Origin of the sequence: Roseovarius sp. 10 (assembly GCF_033100315.1) — a bacterium.
Lineage (GTDB): Bacteria > Pseudomonadota > Alphaproteobacteria > Rhodobacterales > Rhodobacteraceae > M30B80.
Genome location: NZ_JAWLVH010000001.1, coordinates 797316 through 818657, shown reverse-complemented (window position 1 = coordinate 818657; position 21342 = coordinate 797316). Strand labels below are relative to the sequence as shown.

Annotated in this window: 24 protein-coding genes; 13 read left to right on the top strand and 11 right to left on the bottom strand. The window is 56.2% G+C overall.

The features are described from left to right. Position 1: 1 nt before the first annotated feature. From RYZ18_RS04120 to RYZ18_RS04110, 3 genes are all read right to left on the bottom strand, one after another. Positions 2 to 1012, bottom strand: coding sequence for an ABC transporter permease (locus RYZ18_RS04120; protein ID WP_317655109.1), 1011 nt, complete (start codon positions 1010 to 1012; stop codon positions 2 to 4). A gap of 92 nt (positions 1013 to 1104) precedes the next feature. Beyond that, positions 1105 to 2076 carry a substrate-binding domain-containing protein gene (locus tag RYZ18_RS04115; protein ID WP_317655108.1) on the bottom strand — a complete coding sequence of 324 codons (972 nt, stop codon included), beginning with the start codon at positions 2074 to 2076 and terminating at the stop codon, positions 1105 to 1107. Positions 2077 to 2170: 94 nt separating this feature from the next. Next, entirely contained in the window at positions 2171 to 3199 is a 1029-nt protein-coding gene (locus RYZ18_RS04110) for a sterol desaturase family protein (RefSeq protein ID WP_317655107.1), read from the bottom strand. 170 nt (positions 3200 to 3369) lie between these two features. On the opposite strand from RYZ18_RS04110, the gene RYZ18_RS04105 reads away from it, so the two are divergent. Continuing rightward, positions 3370 to 4404 (top strand): LacI family DNA-binding transcriptional regulator, encoded by a 1035-nt coding sequence (locus RYZ18_RS04105; protein WP_317655106.1) that lies wholly within the window; start codon positions 3370 to 3372, stop codon positions 4402 to 4404. A gap of 6 nt (positions 4405 to 4410) precedes the next feature. Here RYZ18_RS04105 and RYZ18_RS04100 read toward each other — a convergent pair whose 3' ends face one another. From RYZ18_RS04100 to RYZ18_RS04085, 4 genes are read right to left on the bottom strand one after another with little or no spacing between them, the layout of a single operon-like run. After that, complete coding sequence (locus tag RYZ18_RS04100; protein WP_317655105.1) at positions 4411 to 5097, bottom strand: D-lyxose/D-mannose family sugar isomerase; 687 nt, start codon at positions 5095 to 5097, stop codon at positions 4411 to 4413. Next, the gene (gene nagA / locus RYZ18_RS04095) at positions 5094 to 6230 is read right to left on the bottom strand and encodes an N-acetylglucosamine-6-phosphate deacetylase (protein ID WP_317655104.1); all 1137 of its coding nucleotides are present in this window, start codon (positions 6228 to 6230) and stop codon (positions 5094 to 5096) included. Before nagA ends, RYZ18_RS04100 begins: the two co-directional genes overlap by 4 nt. Then, a complete protein-coding gene (locus RYZ18_RS04090) occupies positions 6227 to 7138 on the bottom strand; it encodes a BadF/BadG/BcrA/BcrD ATPase family protein (protein WP_317655103.1) in 912 nt (303 codons plus the stop codon). Before RYZ18_RS04090 ends, nagA begins: the two co-directional genes overlap by 4 nt. 36 nt (positions 7139 to 7174) lie before the next feature. Then, the gene (locus tag RYZ18_RS04085; RefSeq protein WP_317655102.1) at positions 7175 to 7780 is read right to left on the bottom strand and encodes a LysE/ArgO family amino acid transporter; all 606 of its coding nucleotides are present in this window, start codon (positions 7778 to 7780) and stop codon (positions 7175 to 7177) included. Between the two features lie 182 nt (positions 7781 to 7962). Here RYZ18_RS04085 and RYZ18_RS04080 point away from each other — a divergent pair, with 182 nt between their 5' ends. Further along, a complete protein-coding gene (locus RYZ18_RS04080; protein WP_317655101.1) occupies positions 7963 to 8523 on the top strand; it encodes a hypothetical protein in 561 nt (186 codons plus the stop codon). A gap of 40 nt (positions 8524 to 8563) precedes the next feature. On the opposite strand, the gene RYZ18_RS04075 is transcribed toward RYZ18_RS04080, so the two are convergent. From RYZ18_RS04075 to RYZ18_RS04060, 4 genes are all read right to left on the bottom strand, one after another. After that, on the bottom strand, positions 8564 to 9484 hold the full coding sequence (locus RYZ18_RS04075; RefSeq protein ID WP_317655100.1) for an MBL fold metallo-hydrolase: 921 nt from the start codon (positions 9482 to 9484) through the stop codon (positions 8564 to 8566). Positions 9485 to 9548: 64 nt separating this feature from the next. After that, complete coding sequence (locus RYZ18_RS04070; protein WP_317655099.1) at positions 9549 to 10598, bottom strand: YeeE/YedE family protein; 1050 nt, start codon at positions 10596 to 10598, stop codon at positions 9549 to 9551. Between the two features lie 45 nt (positions 10599 to 10643). After that, positions 10644 to 10952 carry a metalloregulator ArsR/SmtB family transcription factor gene (locus RYZ18_RS04065; protein WP_317655816.1) on the bottom strand — a complete coding sequence of 103 codons (309 nt, stop codon included), beginning with the start codon at positions 10950 to 10952 and terminating at the stop codon, positions 10644 to 10646. Between the two features lie 101 nt (positions 10953 to 11053). Further along, complete coding sequence (locus tag RYZ18_RS04060) at positions 11054 to 11422, bottom strand: hypothetical protein (RefSeq protein ID WP_317655098.1); 369 nt, start codon at positions 11420 to 11422, stop codon at positions 11054 to 11056. A 49-nt stretch (positions 11423 to 11471) separates the two neighbouring features. Between RYZ18_RS04060 and RYZ18_RS04055 the strand changes: the two genes are divergently transcribed. The 11 genes from RYZ18_RS04055 (at position 11472) to RYZ18_RS04005 (ending at position 21281) form a co-directional block, all read left to right on the top strand. Beyond that, on the top strand, positions 11472 to 12212 hold the full coding sequence (locus RYZ18_RS04055; protein ID WP_317655097.1) for a cytochrome c biogenesis CcdA family protein: 741 nt from the start codon (positions 11472 to 11474) through the stop codon (positions 12210 to 12212). A gap of 24 nt (positions 12213 to 12236) precedes the next feature. Continuing rightward, positions 12237 to 12806 (top strand): thioredoxin family protein, encoded by a 570-nt coding sequence (locus tag RYZ18_RS04050; protein ID WP_317655096.1) that lies wholly within the window; start codon positions 12237 to 12239, stop codon positions 12804 to 12806. A 155-nt stretch (positions 12807 to 12961) separates the two neighbouring features. Then, the gene (gene soxX / locus RYZ18_RS04045) at positions 12962 to 13438 is read left to right on the top strand and encodes a sulfur oxidation c-type cytochrome SoxX (RefSeq protein WP_317655095.1); all 477 of its coding nucleotides are present in this window, start codon (positions 12962 to 12964) and stop codon (positions 13436 to 13438) included. 30 nt (positions 13439 to 13468) lie between these two features. After that, complete coding sequence (soxY, locus tag RYZ18_RS04040; RefSeq protein ID WP_317655094.1) at positions 13469 to 13891, top strand: thiosulfate oxidation carrier protein SoxY; 423 nt, start codon at positions 13469 to 13471, stop codon at positions 13889 to 13891. A 19-nt stretch (positions 13892 to 13910) separates the two neighbouring features. Continuing rightward, positions 13911 to 14240 carry a thiosulfate oxidation carrier complex protein SoxZ gene (gene soxZ / locus RYZ18_RS04035; RefSeq protein WP_317655093.1) on the top strand — a complete coding sequence of 110 codons (330 nt, stop codon included), beginning with the start codon at positions 13911 to 13913 and terminating at the stop codon, positions 14238 to 14240. Between the two features lie 28 nt (positions 14241 to 14268). Further along, positions 14269 to 15132 (top strand): sulfur oxidation c-type cytochrome SoxA, encoded by an 864-nt coding sequence (gene soxA / locus RYZ18_RS04030; RefSeq protein WP_317655092.1) that lies wholly within the window; start codon positions 14269 to 14271, stop codon positions 15130 to 15132. A gap of 84 nt (positions 15133 to 15216) precedes the next feature. Next, positions 15217 to 16911 carry a thiosulfohydrolase SoxB gene (gene soxB, locus RYZ18_RS04025; protein WP_317655091.1) on the top strand — a complete coding sequence of 565 codons (1695 nt, stop codon included), beginning with the start codon at positions 15217 to 15219 and terminating at the stop codon, positions 16909 to 16911. A gap of 33 nt (positions 16912 to 16944) precedes the next feature. Then, positions 16945 to 18213, top strand: coding sequence for a sulfite dehydrogenase (soxC, locus tag RYZ18_RS04020; RefSeq protein WP_317655090.1), 1269 nt, complete (start codon positions 16945 to 16947; stop codon positions 18211 to 18213). Further along, on the top strand, positions 18206 to 19267 hold the full coding sequence (locus RYZ18_RS04015; RefSeq protein ID WP_411567093.1) for a c-type cytochrome: 1062 nt from the start codon (positions 18206 to 18208) through the stop codon (positions 19265 to 19267). The genes soxC and RYZ18_RS04015 overlap by 8 nt, the downstream gene beginning before the upstream one ends. A 3-nt stretch (positions 19268 to 19270) precedes the next feature. Continuing rightward, entirely contained in the window at positions 19271 to 19963 is a 693-nt protein-coding gene (locus tag RYZ18_RS04010) for a c-type cytochrome (protein WP_317655089.1), read from the top strand. A 46-nt stretch (positions 19964 to 20009) separates the two neighbouring features. After that, on the top strand, positions 20010 to 21281 hold the full coding sequence (locus RYZ18_RS04005; protein ID WP_317655088.1) for an NAD(P)/FAD-dependent oxidoreductase: 1272 nt from the start codon (positions 20010 to 20012) through the stop codon (positions 21279 to 21281). Positions 21282 to 21342 lie beyond the last annotated feature (61 nt).

The window sequence follows — 21342 nt, the reverse complement described above, 5'->3', positions numbered from 1 at the left end:
CCTATTTCGCTGTGCGGCTTGCTTGGGCGGCAAGCCTACGGAACGTGTCGTTGGACAGAACAGCCACCAACAACAGCGCGCCTACAATGATCGAGCCAATATTGGGGTCGAGCGCTGCAAAAAACACGCCTTGATTGACCACTGCGAAGGTGATGGTGCCAAGGAATATCCCAAGAATTGAGCCCGCACCGCCTGTCAGCAGGACGCCACCGATCACCACGCACATGATCGAGTTAAAGATAAACGCCTGACCGCCTGCCACTTGTGCTTGTTGATATGTCATGACCTGAGCAACGCCTACAAAGGCCGCGCAAAACCCAGAGGCCATGAACATACCTATCGTCAACTTGCGTGTCGGAATGCCGGCATTGCGCGCGCTTTCGCGGTCGCCGCCAAGGGCGAATATCCAATTTCCAAGCGGTGACATATGCAAAACGAAATAGGCAAGGGCGACAAATCCAAGCCACCAGAAAATTGCCACGTTGAACATGCCGTTTATGAATTGCCCGAGCATCGCTTTGGCAAGTGGGGCAGGGACATAAGAGACGCTGGTGGAACCCTTGATCATCACGGCGATGCCTAGGGTTAGCCCCATGACCGCAAACATAACGCCAATGGTCACAATTAGGGAGGGGATCGCGCTGCGCGTGACGATGATACCATTGATAAAGCCGACCCCCAACCCCACGGCTAAGCCGCCGAAAATCGCCACGAGCGCAGGAAAGTCGTAATGCCCTGCAAGCATGGCCGTTGTCATAGAGGCTGCGGGGACAACCGACCCGACCGACAAATCAAATTCCCCCGCGATCATCAATAAACCGACAGGCAGGGCAATAATGCCAACTTCGGCGGCGATATTCAGCCAACTTGACCAACCCGGCGCACCAATGAAAACGGGGCCGCCCATGATTGCAAAAAAGACATAGACCGCAAGAAAACCCAATGCTGTCCCCATTTCAGGCCGTTTGAAAAAGGCGCTGAGGCGCAGATCTAGGCGAGGGGCAGGTTGCATTGCTAAGGCTTTCTTGTGCTGCAAAGAGAGGCGCGCGCCACCCCTTGGGAGTTAGGCAGCGCACGCGAAGTTTTCTTGAAAGACGCTTGGCTTTAGCGCGCGCCCGCCTGAACGCCCGCGATCACCAGATCCACGTTATTTGCATCGACAATGCCAGGCCCTGTGAGGATTTCACGGGTCGGGATCGTGGTGCCATATTGCACGTGGTTGGTCAGGATCGACACGGCGAAAAAGCCTTGCTGATAGCCTTGCTGATCAATCGCGCATGCCTGAGTGCCCGATTGAATATTCGCAAGGATCGAGTCGTTGAAGTTCATGCCGCACACATGAACTGACCCGGTCTTTCCAGCCTGCTGAATGCCGCTGATCGTGGCGTTTGTGTCTTGGTCGCCAATGGCGAACATTGCTGTGATATCGGGGTTTTGCAAAAGATGCGCCCGCACAGCCTGCGCTACGGCGGTCGAGTCACCAAAGGCGGTCGCTGGCAATTGCAACACGGAACCCGTGCCGCCGCCTGCAACGATGCCATCGTTAAAGCCGTTGCAGAAAGCTTCGATATTCGCGGCACCGGGCAGGGTGTTCACGCATGCGCCGTTGGTATGTCCTGCCGCCGCGAGATATTCACCCCCCGCATAGCCAGAATTGTAATCAACCGCACCAACATAGTTCATTGCGCCAAGGCGATCTGCCGCCTCAATGCCGCCTGCGTTATAGATCACAAGAGGAATTCCTGCTGCGACAACGGCCTCGAATGCGGGATCCATCGCTTCGGGCACCCAGTTTGGGCCGACAACCGCATCGGCACCCTGGTCGATGGCTTGACGGATCAATTCAGCGGCATCAGGGCCCAGATTGTCATAGTTTTGTGGGCCAAGCCATGTCACCGAGCCGCCATGCGCTTCGGCGACCAAACCCGCATGTTCCGCACCCAGTTTCACGCGCGACCAGAATGGATCGTCTGGCTTTCCGCCAATCACGAAAATATTGGGGCCACCATCGGCCATCGCGAATGTCGCAGACATTGCAAGACCTGCGGCTGCGAGTATGTATTTTGATAGTTTCATTTCTAGTTTCCTCCCTATTTTTGCCGCGATACGGCAATCTTAAAAACCGCAGCCCCTGCCATCCGAGGCGTCCTCCGCCTCGGGTGTTGTGGGATTATTCTGCGGGTGTTTGTGGTGCCTGTTTTGCCTTGAGCCGCTCTTTTTTGCGGCGGAAGCGGGCCTTCATTTGCTCGTCCGCTTCTTTTGATCCGTCATGCCAAAGCCCGAACCACTTATCGAGGGGCACAAGACCATCCGCGCCGTAATTTACCTCGAAATATTTGTGATGCAGGTGATGGGCATAGGCATGGCTGTCGATTTGGACATCATCGGTAATTTCGAGTTTGTCGAAGCCAATATGCCCGTTCAGTGCGCCATAGCCGACCGCGTGGCTGTTGAACATCATCACAATCGGATTGGACGGGATAATCAGATGCCAGAAAATCTCGCCAAAATAGAACAGGTGCTCGACAGGGTGCATCGACAAGGATGACCACGGGCTGGGGTTGATCGAGTTATGATGCACCGAATGCACGTGTTTATAGAGAAACGGCGTGTGGATCAGGCGGTGGATGCAGAAAAAATGAATCTCATGGATCGCAGGAACCAGAAGGGTCAGCGCGATCAACCACAGCCAATTGTCTTGGAAATCCACCCAACCAAAGAGATGGATGCCATTGGCAAAGCACAGTAGCATCACCACTTCAATCGCTGTCCAAATCGGGATGCCGACCAGAAAGCTGCGCAGGAAATTGTCAAGGTTTTGGCTTTTGAACCAAAACACATCTGACGGGTTCTCGGATGGGAATTTAGCGTTGTATTTAAACCGCGTCTCTTGCTTGCGTTTGATATAGAAAAACAGCTCAATGCTGCCATAAAGGACAAAAATCCCGCCTGCATTGACCGCAAAGAGATACAGCGCCCAATCCCAGGAAAAGCTTTTCATCACCTCGACATCAGGCAATACAAACGCCCAATAGAGCAGGGCGGTTGCCATGTGAAACGCGTTCCAAGGCCAGAAATAATCGAGGATGAAATGTGCCATCTTTCCCCATTTCCCAGTCCAGAAAGGGGCGATTTCTAATGTTGCATTCGGTGTCCAGTTGCCGCGTTTGTCGCGGGTTCCATAATCCAAATCGTTCATAACTTGCCCTTCGCAAATGGGGTCGTTTCACAGCGCAAACTGCGCCAGTCCTTTGCTGCGCAATTTGTGAGAAATTGATCTGGATCAAATCAATCATATCTTTACATCTCAGAAATTTTCATGCCAAATAATATCAAATTGGCGTGAATTTGAGATGAAATGAGATTTTTATGACGGCGCGGCGCCCCACCATTCCTGATCTTGCAGCGGCCGCGGGCGTTTCTGTGTCGACTGTGAACCGCGTCTTGAATCAGCCAGAATCGGTGCGAAAGCCAACACGCGATAGGGTTTTGGCCGCGGCACATGACATCGGATTTTATGGGCTTGGCACGCTGCGCCATTCTGTGGCTGGCCTGCGCAAGACCCATCGCTTGGGCGTTTTGCTGCATCAAAAAGGGCGTAGGTTTTACGATAATTTGGCCCGTGCCATTCGTGAGGCTGCCGAAGGGCGCGCCGAAGATCAGGTGGAATTGACGCTTGAGCATCTCGATGATCTGTCGCCTGAGAAGATCGCGGAACGTCTGTTGCGGATGTCGCAAAGCTGTGAGGCGATTGCGGTTGTGGCCGCTCAGCACCCTTTGGTGTCAAACGCGCTTGATGAAGTGATCGAGAAAGGTGTGGCCGTGGCGGCGCTGATTGCACCGCTTTCAGCGCGCAATAATGTCAGCTATGTCGGCTTGGACAATTGGAAGGTCGGGCGCACAGCCGCTTGGGCCTTTGATAAAATCAGCCGCGAACCAGGCAAGATTGGTATCCTTTTGGGCAACCACCGCTATCGTAACCAAGAAATGAATGAAAGCGGGTTTCGATCCTATTTCCGCGAGCATAACACCGCCTTCACAGTGCTTGAGCCGCTTGCGACCTATGAATCCGCGACCGCCGCCCGTGATTTGGTTGATCAGCTATTCCACGAGCATCCTGATCTATGCGGGCTTTATGTGTCAGGCGGCGGGATCACGGGGGCGATGACGGCCCTGCGTGCGCAAGAAAAGCGTGAGGGGTTTGTGACAGTTGGCTACGAATTGTTTGACGAGACCCGCGCCGCCCTCAGTGATGGCACGCTGACGATGGTCATTTCCCACCCAATGGCGCGTCTGGCACAAGAAACGCTCAACACATTGATCATGGCGAAGTCAGCGGGCCCCCGCGGCGGCGCGCAACGTGTGGCCTTGGAATTTGATATTTATACATCAGAAAATCTGTAACAGGGGTCAGCCCAACCATCGCGCATAGTCGCTGACCAGAAGATGGGTGGGGGGCTGATCTTCTTCGATCTCAGCAAAACGCCCGATCGGGTCGCGGAATATGTTATCGGTTTCATCATCATTGACAGTTGAAACCTCGCCGATCAAAACATCGCCCCCTTCGCCCCAGAAGGCGTGCCAATCACCGGGGCGCAACGTGACGCTTTGACCAGGGGCAAGGATCAGCTTTTGCCCCGCATCATACTCCACCCGCAGACCATCACAAAAGACAGTGCCACCCCGATCCTCGGCGAAATTGCCGTGATCATCTGATCCGTAAAGTTCGACCACCAATTTTGCGCCGCCGCGGTTGATGATGTCTTCGGCCTTTAGGATATGGCTGTGCATCGGGCTGAGTTGATCTTGCTTTGAAATCAACAGCTTTTCTGCATAGCACATTCCGCCCCCCTGTCGCAGATCATCGAGAAGACCATTGCGCAAGGTGAACAAGAACAGACCCATGCGATCATAATCGCCCGCACCGTAATCGGTGATGTCCCATCCACAGCGCGAGGTGATGAGGTGGGCGGCTTGATCTTTGCGGGCCACGAATTCTTCAGCTGTCCAATAGGCAAAGGGCGGCAGCACAAAGCCGAATTGGCGGATCATCTCATCGGCATCCGCCATGATGGCATTGATGGCAGAGCGTTTCATGTCAGATCCTTTTCCAAGGGGGTGAGCGTCCATGTGTCAGTCGAAAGGCGCATCATGCGGGGCAGGCCCCCCTGTCCATAGCGGAGGCCGATGAGTGCTGCGGGTATAGAGGTTGCAGCGCGCAAGGCCTCAATAAGGGGGATGCCGACATTCTCAACCATCACCTGCACTGCACGGGTCAGGTCTAAATCCGCGCCTGCAAGCGTGCCATCGGCCAAGGTCAAAACCCCGTTCTTTCGGGTGATGCGCCGACCGCCGAGGTCAAATTCCGTGATGTCGCCACCTGCCACCGCCATTGCATCGGTGACAAGGAATAGCCCGCATGGCCCCTTTTTTGCGTCCCATGCCGCGCGCAAGGATTGTGGATGCACATGCACCCCATCCGCAATCACACCTGCGCTGACGCTGCCCGTGCCCAAGGTCGCCCCGACCAAGCCAGGCGCACGGCTGTTGAGCTGGCTCATGGCATTGAACAAATGCGTTGTGGCCCGCACCCCCGCCTTAAAATAGCGCAGGCAGGTATCGTAATCTGCATCCGTGTGGCCCAAGGACAAAATGACGCCTGCGCGCGCCAATTGGGCCACTTGGTCTTCTGTGACGTTTTCAGGGGCGATGGTCAGTTTCAAACAGGGCAGGGATGCCGCCGCGTCAAGATAGAGCGCCAGATCCTGCTCGGTCATCGGGCGTATCAGGCCGCCCGCATGCGCCCCTTTGCGCGCCAGTGACAGATGCGGCCCCTCAAGGTGCAAACCCGCAATCCCATCGACCTGTGCCGCGACAGCATCTTGGGTGGCGGCGATGGCCGCACGGGTGACTTCGGGGGTATCGGTGATGAGGGTCGGCAAAAAGGCAGTGGTGCCCAAGCGGCGATGCGCCTTGGCGATGCGCCGCAATCCGTCACAATGAGGGGCAGAATTGAACAAGATCCCATCCCCGCCATTGACCTGCAAATCCACATAGCCTGCAAATAAAATATCGCCGCCCAGATCAATCTCTGCGGCCCCTTGCAGGTGGTGATCCGTGCCAAACGCCCCTGCAAAATCATCGCCGTCAAACTGTGCTGTGGCGGGGCCCGTCAGGGTGGCGCCATCAAAATAGCGGGCGTTGCGGATCAGGTGGTGTCGCGCGCTCATGCAACCCCCTCGCGGGCAAAATCCGAGGCAAGGGCGAGGGCGCCGATAATGGGTGCGGCCGCAGGCGCGGTGATGCGGGCCTGTAAGGCGGGTGGCAAATAGGGGTGATACTCGCCCCCAAGCCCCCCTGTGAGGCAAAGATCTAGCCCCTCATGCCATCCCAAGGCCGTTAGGCTTTGCGTGATTTCTTGCGCCCCTGCCTGCATCAGGGCGAGGGCGAGAGGGTCATCTTGGGCGGCGGCGCTGCACACCAAGGGCGCGAGTGCCGCGATCTCCTCAGGGCGGGCATGGGTGGCAAAGCGCACAATCCCTGCCGCCCCATCATATTGGGCGAGCAGGGATTGCGAAAAATCAGTGGCGCACCGCCGCTCGTCCACGGTTTCTAGCGTGGCGCTGAGGGCCGCGCGCCCCAACCAATGGCCCGAGGCCTCATCCCCCAAAACATAGCCCCAACCGCCTGCGAATTTTTGCGCCCCGCCCAGTTGAACCCCCCAAAATGATCCTGTGCCACAATGGGCAATCGCGCCATCTTTTGCCCCAAGAGCGCCGCGCAGGGCAGGGGGTCGGTCATCGGTCACTTGGACATGAGAAAAGGGCAGCGCCTTGCGCAGGCGCGCGGCCATCTGTGGCCCAGTCACCCCGGCAACCCCGATATAGCAGGGGCAGGCGATAAGATCCGCAACGGGCATTTGCAATTTGGCACAAAGCGCCTCAACCCCGCCAAGGATCGTGTTCACTGCGCCCTCAAAATCACTCGACACATTGGCCGCGCCCATATCCACCAAGCTGTGATTTTCACAGCTGCCATAGGCGATACGGCAATGCGTGCCGCCACCATCAATGGCCAGAACATTCGCGTCAGGGGCATTTTTCATAGCCTCTGCGATAGCATAGGATTTGTCGCTCAAGAAAGCTTATTCCTGCATCTACGTCAGTTTGATGCTCTAGGCTGAAAGAAGTAGCCCTGCCGCAATGGCCCACATGATGCTGCCAATGACGGCCTCAAGAATGCGCCAGGCTTTGGCGGACTGAAACAAGGGTCGCGCAAGCCGTGCGCCGAAGCCAAGGCTGAAGAAAAAGCAAAAAGAGGCCAGAACGGCCCCCGCTGCAAAAATGGGTTTCTGCCCGATAAATTGGGCAGAAACCGCGCCCAAAAGAACCATGGTGTCGAGATAGACATGCGGGTTGAGCCATGTGATGGCCAAACAGGCGGTCAGACTTGCCCAAAGGCGTTTTGGCGGGGCGGCCTTGCTCAGGTCGATTGCGTCCGTGCCTGCAAATGCAGCGCGAAATCGCAACGCGCCATAGGTGAACAGAAAGAGCGCCCCGCCATAGGTGAGGGCAGGCGCAATCCAAGGCGCTGCCGCGGTCGCCCGTTCAAAGCCTGCAACCCCAAGGCTAATCAAAATCGCGTCTGACAGCGCACAGGTGAGGCAAACCCAAAACACATGACGCCCCAACAGCCCTGTGCGCAACACAAAGGCATTTTGCGCCCCAATGGCCAAAATCAAGGTCAGGCTGGTGAAAAATCCTGTGATGAAGGCGGTCATAATCTGCGCATGGGTGAATTGGTGTCGGGTTGAAATGTTTTCATAATACAGGACTTTTTTTCTATTGATCCTTTGGTGTTTCAACGTCCTAAATTTCTACTTAGCGTTTGAAAGCACTTATTTTTTTAAGAAAATCTCTTATATTATCGGGGTGAACGTAATGAGTATGAAAGGGGTTTGTGATGGCACGCAAGGGTATAGTGACGATTTCTGTGTTGGCTTCAATCGGGTTCTCTCTCGGGGCTGTTCAAGCGCAGGAGGTCGCGCCAGAGATTGAGGAATTGGTCAGTGATCTCGCCACAGAAGGGTATACTGAGTTTACGCTCGAAGACTCGATCTTCACCCCGCCGACTTTGGTCGCAGAGCAAGACGGCATTCTTCTTGAGCTAGAGTTGGATCCTGAAACCTTTGAGGTGACCGAGACGGTTGTCGCCTTGGATGAAGATGGGGATGGCACGGTTTCGCGCGCCGAGCGTAGGAACGCTATCGTTGCAGAAGACTTGCCCGCCCAAGCATCTGATCGCGCGCGTGAGGCAGTCGCACAGGCCCGTGCGCGTCAGCAGGAACGCGTAGAAACCCGCGCCGCAAATGGCGGCAATATGGGCAATGCTGCGGCGTCTGCCACCCGCGCTGATGGCCCGTCCAACAGCAATGCGGGCGGCAATAGCGGTGGCAATGGAAATGGCAATGCGGGCGCCAATGGAAATGGGAACGGCGGCGGCAATGGCCGCGGCCGCAACTAGGCTTTCGCTACGGATGTGATGATTAAGAGGTGGGGCGTTGTCACGCCCCCTCGAACCGATACCCCTGATTGGCGCGGGTGACACGGCCAATCCCGCCATTGGGCAGGTGATAGCCGATGATGGTGATTTCGTCAGCGGCGCATTGATCCATCAGCGCGGCACGGGTTGCTGCCCCCAAGGCCTCATCCTGATCTGATCCCGATGTCCACTCGGGCCGTGCAAAGCCAACATGGTCATTGGTCACGACATCACCAATGATCATCAATTGTTGTGACCCTGACGCAATTTCAAAGGCCATATGGCCCGGGCTATGGCCGGGCGTTAATTTCGCGCGGAGGCCAGAAACGATTTCGGCGCCATCACTGATCCGTGTGATCTGGTCGCCCAAACTGTCAAGCCGGCGCGAGGCGCCTGCGGCAAAGGCCGCGCGGGCCTCGCCAATTGAATTGACGGTGTTTGGGTCCATCCAATAGTCATATTCAATCTCGCCCATGATATGCTCGGCATTGAAGAATGTCGCCTCGTCAAAATCATCTAGCACACCCCAAAGATGGTCAGGGTGGCCATGGGTAAAGAGAACATGGGTGATGTCATCTGCCGCAATGCCCGCCGCGTTGAGTGCATCAAGCAATTGCCCCGCGCTGTCTTGAAAAGCAAAACCTGCGCCCGTGTCGATCAGGATTGTTGCATCGCCCTTTCGCAGAAGCGTAACATTGCAGGGCGGCGTCAGCGGCGCGTTTCGATCTACGCCCGCCTCGGCCAAAATGGGGGCAAGGGCCGCGTCATCCATTGGGCCAAAGATGAAATCTGCGGGCAGGGTGAGGCTGCCATCTGAGAGGGTCATCACCTCAAAATCACCCATATTTAGCGTGGTCTGCGCCCATAATTTGCGCGGCAGGGCAAGGCCTGACAGGGTGGCTGCAGCACTTGATAAGATCAAATTGCGTCTGGTGATTTGCATGGTCATTCCTCCCAAATTTCGAGGGAAGGATAGCCAAGCAAAACATATTCGAAAAGTCTAATATTTACGACTCGGCCTCGAATCCAAGGATCAGTTGGCGCAGGCCCACCCATGCCCCAAGCCAGATCGCCGCCGCGACAAGGGGGGCGGTGATGGAGAGGCTGGACATCGCAGATAGACCCTGGCCAATGCTGCACCCCGCGGCCAAGACAGCCCCAAAGCCCATGAGAACCGCCCCAAACAATTGGCGTTTCAATTCACGCGGGTCTTCGCAGGCCTCCCACCGAAAGCCCCCTTTGATCAAGCTGCCTAAAAAACCGCCCGAGATTACGCCGATGACGGAGCCAATTCCAAATTTCGCGGCGAGCCCTGAGGAGAACATCGCATAATGGATGGTCTCACCGATAGAGGCAGCAAAGGTTTGTGAGACAACAGGCCAAGCCTGCCATCCGTTTTGCCCCACCCAATAGGTGCCGAAAAAACCCCATGTCACCGCGCCCCCAACCGCCATGCCCCAGAAAGTGTTGCGCAAGAGCCGCGCCTTTGGGGTTTTGACCAAGGCGATTAAAAACACAGTCAATCCAAGAGCCATTCCTAAAACCGAAGGGGCCACCAAATCGCCTGCAAGAAAGGCAAGGCTTGTTGGGGTGCCATGCGCAGGGGTGGCATCAAAGAACAAGACCCGCAGCGGGGCCAGAATGCCCGATAGGGCGATCAGGGCTGCAACGCCCATAACCAAAGCAATGACCATCGCGCGCAAATCGCCACCACCAAAGCGGGCCAAGGCCGTAAAGCCGCAATTGCCCGCCTGTGCCATGCCATAGCCAAAAATCAGCCCGCCGATCATGGCGCCCGCGATTGTATAGCTGTTTTGCAGGTAAACCACGCGGCCCAAATCAAGATAGCCTAAGTGATGCAGCGCGTGGTTGAGGAAAATGGCGATGCCAAGCGCCGCGAGCCACAGATAAACGCGGCCTGTGTTTTCGCCATAATGGACATCTTCAATCATGCCTAAGGTGCAAAATCCCGCCAAACGCGCGGCAAGGCCCAAGACCAAACCACCTGTTAGGCCGATCAGCACAATGGCCAATGGCTCACCCAATACTTCGAGCACGTCCCCTCCCTTCCGCCGGAACAGGGGTGACCGATTTGCCCGATCTTACCCTTTGGCGCAGAACAACTCGTAAACCAGTTCGATGATCCGCGCTGCGCGGTCATCTGTCAAACGATAATATATTTGCTTGCCATCGCGCCGTGCGGTCACCAACCCCTCAAGGCGCAGGCGCGCAAGCTGCTGAGACACGGCCGCCTGACGTTGCGACAGGAGTGTTTCAATCTCGGTCACGGATTTTTCGCCGCGCGTGAGGGCGCACAAGATCATCAAGCGGCCCTCATGGCTTATGGCCTTGAGGACATCGCTGGCGGCTTGTGCGTCACAGCGCAGTTTTTCCCAACTGGCCTCGTCCATCGGCGCGGTGAGGTCAGGCAATATTGTTGGCCTGTCTTCGTTAAGCATGGTTCATCCTGCCAAGATCGGGTGGCACGTCCCAAATTTTGACTGGCTTTAGCTTAACCTGCTGCATCAATCAACTGGCCGAGCAAAAACCAAAAGAATTCTTCGCCCGGATAGCCTTCGATACGGCCTGTTTCTGCACCGTCTTTGAGCAGAACAAAGGTTGGCGTATAGACCGCCCGCCGCGCAAGGGTCACGCCATCGGGCAAGGGATCATCAATATCGGTCTGGCGCAAAGGGGCTGTTTGCCCCTCTGGGGTGATCGGAAATTCAGGGCCAACCTCGGCATGCCACTGCGCGCAATACACACATCCCTCATCTTCAACCATCAGCAATTCCAAATTTTGCGCCGAGGCCGCAGTGGCCGCGCACAACCCAAGCGCAAAAAACAGCGTTACAACACGCGCAAAGATTGACTTGCCCAAATTTGTGAATGCAATATGAATATTTGAATATGAAAAGGTAGGAGGCGTCATGTTCGATGTAACCTTGGGCGGTGCCTTTGTTGCGGGACTGTTGTCGTTTCTATCGCCATGCATTTTGCCGATGGTGCCATTCTACCTCAGTTACCTAGCCGGCGTAAGCCTAAATCAGGTTGCCGAGGGTGGTGGCATTACCCGTGAAATCCGTCTGCGTGCGGTTCTTGCGGCGATGTTCTTTGCCGCGGGCATCATGACGGTCTTTGTTGGGCTGGGGGCTTCGGCCTCGGTATTTGGGCAATTGCTGCGCGATTGGTTCGACATCCTGCGTTGGATTGCAGCCGCGCTGATTATTGCGATGGGCCTCCATTTCCTTGGCGTGATCCGAATTGGCATCTTGTATCGTCAGTTCCGGGCAGAGGCGGGATCGGTCAGCAATATGTCATATGGCGGGGCTTATGTGATCGGTCTTGCCTTTGCCTTTGGGTGGACACCCTGCGTGGGCCCTGTTCTGGCTGCGATCTTGTTCACCGCTGCAGGCACTGACACCGCCAGTCAAGGGGCCACATTGCTGTTGGCCTATGGTCTGGGCATGACCTTGCCCTTTGTTTTGGCCGCAGGATTTGTGGGGCCATTCATGCGCATGATGGGGCGGTTCCGCCGTCATTTGGGGCTGGTCGAAAAAATCATGGGTGCGCTTTTGATCATCTTTGGTGTGCTGATTGCGACCAATGCCCTCAATTACATCGGCCAATGGCTGATCGAGAATTTCGAGATTTTCCGCCAATTGGGTTAAGGCGGCAAAAGGGGAGGATGCGATATGAACCTAAGAACCATGATCGTTGCCGCAGGTCTTGCGCTGCTACCAATGTCGGCTGTGGCGGTGGAATTGGATGGCGATGGGCTGCACCGCGCCGATTGGATTGTAGATACGTTCCGTGATCTTCGCGAGGATTTGGACGAGGCCAATGCGATGGGCAAGCGTCTGGTCGTGATGATCGAACAGCGCGGCTGCATCTACTGCACGCAGATGCACGAAGAGGTCTATGTGATCCCCGAAATTGAACAGATGCTTACCGATGATTTCTTTGTGGTGCGCGTCAATATGTATGGCAGCACCGAGATGGTTGATTTTGACGGCACCACGTTGTTGGAGGGCGATATGGTGCGGCGGTGGCGGGTGATGTTTACGCCCACAATCTTCTTCTTCCCCGAGGATGTGCCAGAAGATGCCACCGCGCCTGATGCCGCGGTGGCGATGATCCCCGGCGCTTTTGGGCGGTGGACGACCTTTAATATGCTCAATTGGGTATTGGAAAAGGGCTATGAAGGCGAGGAGGGCTTTCAGGCTTATCATGCGCGCATGCTACGCGATCAGCTGCCGCAATAGGAAATCTTTGGTTTCGCAACAGTATTAAGTGCAAGCAATTTCAATGGCTTGGCTGGCAACTAATTCAAAAAACTAAATATGTTGTTGCAATCTAAGGGCGAGCTTGTTTACCGTTGCATACAGAGGTGACTGAATCGCCTTAGGGAGGAAATAAAGTGACGCGCCATCTTATTTTGGCGGCTCTCTTCGGAGTGTCCGCAGGTGTCGCACAGGCCGAAGTGGTTGCACCTTCGGATGTTGTGGCGAATGAATACGGAGAAATCAGTGTCTCTCTCACCGGTGTTGCGGGTGATCCCGTGCGCGGTGAAGAGGTGATGACATCACGTGGCTTGGGCAATTGCATTGCGTGCCACCAAGTTACGGCATTGGAGGATTACCCGTTCCATGGTGAGGTTGGCCCATCCTTGGATGGTGTCGGCGCCCGTTGGGACGCTGCGGGTTTGCGGGGGATTGTAGCCAACGCAAAGGCCGTTTTCCCTGAATCCGTGATGCCAAGTTTTTACAAAATTGACGGCTACACACGCCCCGGTGACGCCTTTACCGGCAAGGCCGCAGAAGGCGGTCTTGATCCGCTTTTGTCGGCTCAAGATATCGAGGATGTGGTGGCCTATCTTTTGACCCTCACCGAATAATCGGTCGAGCGTAGGTAAGGAGAAAAACTTATGTCGCTAACGCGCAGAGAATTTGTTGGAACCAGCCTGACGGGCGCTGCTGCATTTGCGGTTTTGCCTTCGATGGGTTTGGCCGAAGGTGCAGATGAGGCTATCGCCGCCTACACGGGCGGGGCGGCCACATCGGACGCGGGCATCACCCTAATCGCACCAGAAATTGCGGAGAACGGCAACACCGTGCAGATCGAAGTCAGCGCGCCAGGTGCTGAGGAGATCATCATCTTCGCAGCAGGCAACCCGAACCCGAATGTTGCGACATTCAAATTCGGCCCAATGGCAGGGTCGCAAGCTGCCACAACCCGTATTCGTCTCGCAGGCGAGCAGGATGTGGTCGCCATTGCGAAAATGCCCGATGGCAGCTTTGCCAAGGCGGTTTCCAACGTAAAAGTCACCATCGGCGGCTGCGGCGGCTAATAGGCAGAGGGTTAGAAAAATGGCAGAGAATGTAACACCACGCGTCCGCGCCCCTCGTGAAGCTTCGGCTGGCGAAGTGGTTTCCGTGCGCACCTTGATCAGCCATCCCATGGAAAGCGGTATGCGCCGCGATGGCGATGGTAACACAATCCCACGTTCGATCATCAATCGCTTTGTTTGCACCTTTAACGGCGAGACTGTGGTCGATGTCACGATGGAACCCTCCATCGCAACAAACCCTTATTTTCAGTTTGAAGCCAAAGTGATGGAGTCGGGCACGTTCAACTTCACTTGGTATGATGATGATGGCTCGGTTTACGAGGATAGCTCGGACATCACCGTAAGCTAATCTGATCCATCGCAAGGGAGGGCGAAGGATGACACATAAAACAAAACTCGCAACGGCAGCTTTGGCAGCACTGTCATTGTCTGTATCTTCATTGGCCCTTTGGGCCGATGAGGACGCAGATCTGGTGGTCAATGGCGAGATCGAAATGGTCGTGCGCACCGATGCGCCTGCGCATTTGGATGGGGCGCTGAGCACCATCTATTCGGGTTGGGTCTTCCGCTCGGACGAGACGCAAGCCATGCAAATGGATGACTTCGATAACCCCGCAATGCTTTTTGCAGAGCAGGGTCAGGAGTTGTTCAACACGGCCATGGGCGCGAATGGCGAAAGCTGTGCTTCTTGCCACTCGAACCCAGACGACCTGAACCGCGTGCGCGCCACCTATCCGCAATGGGATGAGGAACATGGCACTGTGCAAACAGTCGAGATGCAGGTTCAAGAATGCCAAACCGAAAGCATGGGCATGGCCGAAGCTTGGGGGATTAATTCCCAAGAGATGCTGAACATGACGGCCTATATCGCCTCAATCGGGCGGGGTCAGGTGATTGACGTGGCCATTGACGGGCCTGCGCAAGACACATGGGAAGCAGGGCGCGAGATTTATTACACGCGTTTTGGTCAGCTTGAGCTGAGCTGTGCAAGTTGCCACGAACAAAACTATGGCAACTACATTCGTGCAGATCACCTTAGCCAAGGGCAGATCAATGGGTTCCCAACCTATCGTCTGAAGAACGCGCGCCTCAATGGCATACATAACCGTTTCCGCGGCTGTGTCCGTGACACGCGCGCTGAAACCTTTGCCATCGGTAGCGATGAATTTGTTGCGCTGGAACTTTATGTTGCCTCGCGCGGCAATGGTCTGACGGTCGAAGGTCCTTCGGTTCGAAACTGATTTGCTGCTTGCCCGCCTTGGGGATCCTGAGGCGGGCATTTTGCATCTAAACATATGCAATTTATAGAATGTGAGTGACAGAATATGATCGCACGCCGCCATTTCCTTCAGGCTGCTTTGGCCACGACCGCGCTTTATGGCGCATCGGGCTTTGGCAATTGGGCCAAACTTGCCGCGCAACAAACCTTGACGCAGGAAGATCTGATTGGCACAGGCGGGGCAGGGAATGTCACCTTGGTGCATATCACTGACATTCATGCGCAAACCCAACCGATTTATTTCCGCGAGCCCGAGTTCAACTTGGGCGTGGGCTCTGCCTTGGGGCAGGTTCCGCATTTGACGGGCGCAGATTTCCGCGCGGCCTATGGCATCTCGCAGGGCAGTCATTTGGATTATGCGCTGACCTATAGTGACTTCGCGGCCCTTGCCCAAGGTTATGGCCGCATGGGCGGGCTTGACCGCATCGCGACTGTGGTCAACGCCATTCGCGCCGAACGGCCTGATGCGATTGTCTTGGACGGGGGCGATACATGGCAGGGGTCTTTGCCCGCCTTGCGCACCAATGGCCAAGATATGGTGGATCTTTTCAACGCGCTTGGCGTGGATGCCATGACCTCGCATTGGGAATTCACGCTGGGCTCTGACCGCGTGCATGAGATTGTCGAAAATTCGCTGCAACCTGCCTTCTTGGGCGCGAATATTTTTGACGCTGAATGGGATGAACCCGTTTTTGACGATTACAAATTGTTCGAGCGCGGCGGCACCATGGTTGCGGTGATTGGGCAAGCCTTCCCTTATATGCCAATCGCCAATCCAGGTTGGATGTTCCCTGAATATAGTTTCGGGCTGCGCCGTGAACGCATCGCCGAAGTGGTCGAGGAGGTGCGCGGCCTTGGTGCTGAGGTGGTCGTTCTACTGTCGCACAATGGCTTTGACACAGACCGCCAATTCGCCCGCGACATACCTGGAATTGATGTGATCCTGACAGGTCACACCCATGATGCGCTGCCTGACGCGGTTCAGGTGGGCAATACATTCCTCATCGCCTCGGGCAGTCATGGCAAATTCGTCAGCCGTGTTGATTTGGACGTGCGCGATGGCGCGCTGCAAGGCTTGACCCATCGGTTGATCCCGATCTTCTCAGATGTGATTGCGCCTGATCCTGACATGGCGGCCTTGATTGCGCAGACCCGCGCGCCCTTTGAGGCCGAGATGGGCGAGGTGATCGGCACCGCAGGGTCGCTGTTGTATCGCCGCGGTAACTTTAACGGCACATGGGATGATGTGATCTGTAACGCCCTGATCAGTCAACGGGACGCACAGATTGCGCTATCCCCCGGTTTCCGTTGGGGGCCAAGCGTGCTGCCGGGTCAAGAGATCAAGCGCGAAGATATCTATAACGCGACCGCCATGAGCTATGCGCAGGCCTATCGCACTGAGATGACCGGCGAATTCCTAAAAGTCGTTATGGAAGATGTGGCTGATAACATCTTTAACCCCGACCCCTATTACCAACAGGGCGGCGATATGGTTCGCGTGGGCGGTATGGGATATCGGATTGATGTCAACGCGCCAGCGGGCAGCCGCATTTCCGAGATGACCCTGCTTGAAACAGGCGAACGCATCGACCCTGCTGCCTCTTATGTCGTGGCGGGTTGGGCCAGCGTGAATGAAGGAACCGAAGGGCCTGCGATTTGGGATGTGGTCGAAGACCATATCCGTGCGCAAGGCACCGTCACAGTTAACCCCAACACCAGCGTGGATGTTGTTGCGGGCTAAGCCTCGCCCGCATTGATTATTGAAGGAGCTGACATGGCTAAAGACGATGGTTTCACCCCTTCGCGGCGGCAATTCCTGAAAGGGGCCGCAGTTACAGGTGGCGCTCTTGCTGCAGGCAAGGTTTACGCGCAGGCGGCCCCCGATCCATTGATCACGGAAATGCAGCCTTGGACACAGTATCTTGGGCCCGGCGTGGATGCCGCGCCCTATGGTATGCCATCCCCGCATGAGGCCCATGTGGTGCGCCGCAACGTGCCATGGCTGACCGCCGATACCGTATCATCGGTCAATTTCACGCCGCTGCATGAGCTTGATGGGATCATCACCCCCAATGGCCTGTGCTTTGAGCGCCATCACGGCGGGGTGGCCGAAATCGCCCCCGAAGATCATCGCCTGATGATCAACGGCTTGGTCGATAATCCGCTTGTCTTTACCATGCAGGACATCATGCGCTTCCCGCGTGAGAACCGCGTTTATTTCCTCGAATGCGCGGCCAATTCAGGGATGGAATGGCGTGGCGCGCAGTTGAACGGCTGCCAATTCACCCATGGGATGATCCATAACGTGGTCTATACAGGCGTGCCCTTGCGCCTGCTGCTTGAAGAGGCAGGGGTGAAAACAAATGGCACATGGATCCTGCCAGAAGGGGCGGATGCCTCTGGCATGACCCGTTCCATCCCTATGGAAAAGGCGCTTGATGATTGTCTTGTCGCCTTCAAGATGAACGGCGAGGCGCTGCGCCCTGAACAGGGCTATCCGCTGCGTCTTGTCGTGCCGGGTTGGGAAGGGAATATGTGGGTGAAATGGTTGCGCCGCATCGAAGTGGGCGATCAACCATGGCATCACCGCGAGGAAACCTCGAAATATACCGACCTTCTCGAAAATGGTCAGGCGCGGCGCTTCACATGGGAGATGGATGCAAAATCCGTCATCACCAATCCAAGCCCGCAAGCCCCCATCACCCATGGGCCTGGCCCAACTGTTTTGACAGGGGTGGCTTGGTCGGGCCGCGGCACAATTCCGCGGGTTGATGTGACATTGGATGGTGGCATCAATTGGCACCAAGCGCGCATGTCTGGGCCATCCTTAGACAAGTCGATGCATCGCTTCTATTTCGAATTTGATTGGGATGGGCGGCCCTTGCTGTTGCAAAGCCGGGCCCATGACAGCACGGGCTATGTGCAGCCCACCAAGGAAATGCTGCGCCATGTGCGCGGCGAGAACTCCATCTACCACAATAACGGGATCCAGACTTGGGCGGTGGATGAAAACGGCAATGCGGAAAATGTGGAGGTTGGATAAGATGAATAAGGTAATCAGTCTTTCCGCAGCCCTGTTGATGGGGAGCGCAACCTTTGCGCTTGCTGAGAATGCGGCCCCGTCTCGGGATGGCGGCTATGGTTTGGGTCGCACCGCTTTGCCCGAAGAAATCGCGGCATGGGATATTGATGTGCGCCCCGATGGTCTGGGCCTGCCCGTTGGATCGGGTGATGTGTTCACGGGCGAAGAATTATGGATTGATAATTGCTCGGCTTGCCATGGTGACTTTGGCGAGGCCCGTGGCCGTTGGCCCGTGATTGCGGGTGGTTTTGGCACTTTGCAAGGCGAAGACCCCAACAAGACAGTCGGGTCATATTGGCCTTATCTGTCGACTGTGTGGGATTATGTCCACCGCGCAATGCCCTATGGCAATGCTCAGAGCCTCAGCAATGATGAGGTCTACGCGATTGTGGCCTATATCATGTATTCCAACGATCTCGTGGATGATGATTTCGAATTGTCGAATGAGAATTTCCTCGAGGTGCGTTTGCCTAATGAAGAGAATTTCTTCATGGATGACCGCGCCGAGGTGGAATTGCCCATGTTCAGCGAAGCGGTCTGTATGGAAAACTGCGCCGAAAGTGTCGAGATTACGGCACGCGCGGCGGTTTTGGATGTAACCCCAGAAACCGAGGGTGATGCCGCCGCCGCTGAGGTGGTTGAGGTTGCCGCCGCCGCCGAAGAGGCCGCGCCCGCAGATACAGGCCCAAGCCCAGAATTGGTTGCTGCAGGTGAGGAAGCCTTCCGCGCCTGTCGCTCTTGCCACCAAGTGGGCGAGGGCGCGCGCAATGGTGCGGGGCCGCAGCTTAACGGCATCTATATGGCAACCGCGGCCCATGCCGAAGGGTTCCGCTATTCCCCTGCCTTTGAACAGGCCCGCGCCGATGGTCTGGTGTGGGATGATGAAGCGCTGACTGCCTATCTGATGGATCCGCGCGGTTATCTTCCAAATAACCGCATGGCCTTCCGTGGATTGCGGGATGCGGCAGATGCCGAGGCCATTATCGCCTATCTGCGCGCCGAAGGTGGGGAGTAGGCGATGGGGAAACAAGGGCTCTTTGCCTTTGCTTTGATCTCTTGGGCAATGCAATCCTCCCCCGCATTGTCCGAGGGTGACCCGAGCGCTGGGCAGGCGGCATTTCGTCCCTGCGCCGCGTGCCACATGATCGGGGATGGCGCGATCAATCGCGTGGGCCCGCATCTGGATGGTTTGATGGGCCGCCCCGTTGGGGGGCTTGCGGATTACCGCTATTCTGACACGCTGACCGAGGCGGGCAATGAGGGCGAGCTTTGGACAGAAGACCGCCTCAACCGCTTTCTCGAAGATCCGCAAGGCTATTATCGCGGCACACGGATGGTGTTTCGTGGGATCAGCGATCCTGAAACCCGTGCCGATTTGGTTGCCTATATCGTGGCGGAGGCGGGCCATTATGACAGTGACGCCACCCCAACCAGCACAGGGGATGTGCCCCCAGAAATCGCTGCGATTTTGGCGATTGAAGGCGACTACGCCTATGGCGAGTATCTGTCATCTGAATGCACCGCTTGTCATGCGGCGCAATCGGGCGGCGATATTCCCGCGATTGCAGGACTTGCCCCCTCAACATTCATCCATGGCTTGATGAGCTACAAAACAGGCGCACGCAGCCATCAGGTGATGAGCATGATTGCCGAGAGATTGGGAGATGAAGAGATTGCCGCATTAGCGGCATATTTTGCCACTGTTGAGTGACGATCAAAGGACAACAGGGCGGGCAACCAAAAGGGAGGAATTTGGAATGCCATTCGATAGACGACAGTTCTTAACCAGCGCCGCGGCGCTTGGTGCAACCCTTGCAGCACCCATGGTGGCGCGGGCGCAAACCGCGCCCCATGTGGTCGTAATTGGGGGCGGTGCAGGCGGGGCAACAGCCGCGCGCTATATCGCCACTGGCAGCAATGGCGCCATCAATGTGACCTTGGTGGAACCGACCCGCGCCTATTACACTTGTTTCTTCTCGAATCTTTATCTTGGCGGGTTCCGCGAGATGAACAGCCTCGGCCACAGCTATGGCACTTTGGCCTCGAATTTCGGGATCAATGTGGTGCATGATTGGGCCGTTGGCGTTGATCGCGATGCAAAATCGGTCAGCTTGGCAGGCGGGGGCAGCCTGTCTTATGACCGCCTCGTCCTCAGCCCTGGGATTGATTTCATCGAAGACAGCGTTCCAGGCTGGTCGCAAGCGGCGCAAAATGCCATGCCCCATGCCTATAAGGCAGGCAGTCAAACCGAATTGCTGAAGGCGCAAGTGATGAATATGCGCGAAGGCGGTGTCTTTGCCATGATCGCCCCCCCGAACCCCTATCGCTGCCCTCCAGGGCCTTATGAGCGGGTGTCGATGGTCGCGCATTTGCTGAAGCAAAATAATCCAACCGCAAAAATCCTGATCGTTGATCCAAAAGAGTCGTTCTCAAAGCAAGGCTTGTTCGAGGATGGATGGCAGCGCCACTATACGGGCATGATTGAACGGATTGGGCCTGATTTTGGTGCCACCAATGTGTCTGTTGATCCTGACGCGATGACTGTGTCAATCGATGGCAATGTCGAGCAGGTTGATGTCTGCAACGTGATCCCTGCGCAGCGTGCAGGGCGCATTGCCCATCTGGCAGGGATCACCGATGGTAATTGGGCGCCTGTATCGGCCTATGATCTGTCATCTAAGATGGATGAAAATATCCATGTCTTGGGCGATGCGGCGGCGCAGGGCGCGATGCCGAAATCAGGGTTCTCGGCCAACAGTCAGGCCAAGGTCTGCGCGAATGCCATCGTGGCGGCCCTTGCGGGCGGTCGGGCCTTCCCACCGCGTTTCGCCAATACTTGCTGGTCACTCATTGATACCAATGACGGGATCAAAGTCGGTGCGACCTACGAGGCCTCGGACGAGGGGATTGTTTCGACCTCTAGCTTCGTGAGCGATGTGGGCGAGGATGCCGCAACCCGCGAAACCACCTATCGCGAAAGCCTCGGTTGGTATGACGCGATTACCGAAGATATGTTTGGCACGGCCTGACATAACACCACCACAAGGGCAGGGGCGCAGATCGCCCCTGCCGTCATTTGATAAAGGACTA